Below are 840 nucleotides of genomic sequence, written 5' to 3' on the forward strand. Positions count from 1 at the left end.
TTCTGGTGCAAATAGGCGAGGCGAATCGGTTAGAGTATTCCGATTAACAATCTGGTGATCGGTGATGAGCAAGCGTAAAGGCCTGGAGGTGCTGTTTGATGGGCGACATTTTGATCGAGAAATCATCATTCTCTGCGTGCGCTGGTACCTTCGCTACAAGCTAAGCCTGCGCGATCTGGTCGAGATGATGGCCGAGCGCGGTTTGTCGCTCGTGCACACCACCATTATGCGTTGGGTGAAACGCTTTACGCCGGAGTTCGTCAAGCGCTGGAATCGCTTTGCCATACCCACAGGGCGGTCATGGCGCGTTGACGAAACCTATCTAAAGATTCGTGGCAAATGGGTTTATCTGTACCGTGCGGTAGATCGGGCCGGCCAGACGGTGGATTTCACGCTCAGAGCAAAGCGAGACGTGGCCGCGGCTAAAGCCTTTTTCGGCAAGGCAATTAAACATCAGGGACAGTCGCCGGAGACGATCACGCTCGACGGATATGCCGCCTCACATCGGGCGGTGCGTGAGATGAAGTCCGATGGCCTACTGCCTGAGGAAACGAAGATCCGGTCCTCGAAGTACCTGAACAATTTGATTGAGCAGGACCATCGAAACATCAAGTCCCGCACGAAGGTAATGCTTGGCTTTAAGCGGTTCAGAAACGCCGCAGCCACGATTACAGGTATCGAATTGATGCATCGCATTCGCAAGAAGCAGTTCAATCTCGCCACGCTCGAGCTCAAAGACACCGCTACGTCCACAATCTGGAATGCGGTGCTTTCGACAAAATAAACGACCCGCCAAAATTCATTGCCTCGACTATTCCCTCTATTTGCTCCAAAACCCTC

1 protein-coding gene is annotated in these 840 nt (G+C 52.9%); it reads left to right on the forward strand.

What is annotated here, in order from left to right; all coding sequences use genetic code 11:
- Positions 1-64 precede the first annotated feature (64 nt).
- The gene (locus WM40_RS27205; protein WP_046154670.1) at positions 65-784 is read left to right on the forward strand and encodes an IS6 family transposase; all 720 of its coding nucleotides are present in this window, start codon (positions 65-67) and stop codon (positions 782-784) included.
- Positions 785-840: the final 56 nt, after the last annotated feature.

Origin of the sequence: Robbsia andropogonis (assembly GCF_000970345.1) — a bacterium.
In the GTDB taxonomy this organism is placed as follows: domain Bacteria; phylum Pseudomonadota; class Gammaproteobacteria; order Burkholderiales; family Burkholderiaceae; genus Robbsia; species Robbsia andropogonis.

Coding starts and splice junctions, on each gene's coding strand:
- WM40_RS27205 (WP_046154670.1), top strand. CDS start 65: ATGAGCAAGCGTAAAGGCCTGGAGGTGCTGTTTGATGGGCGACATTTT.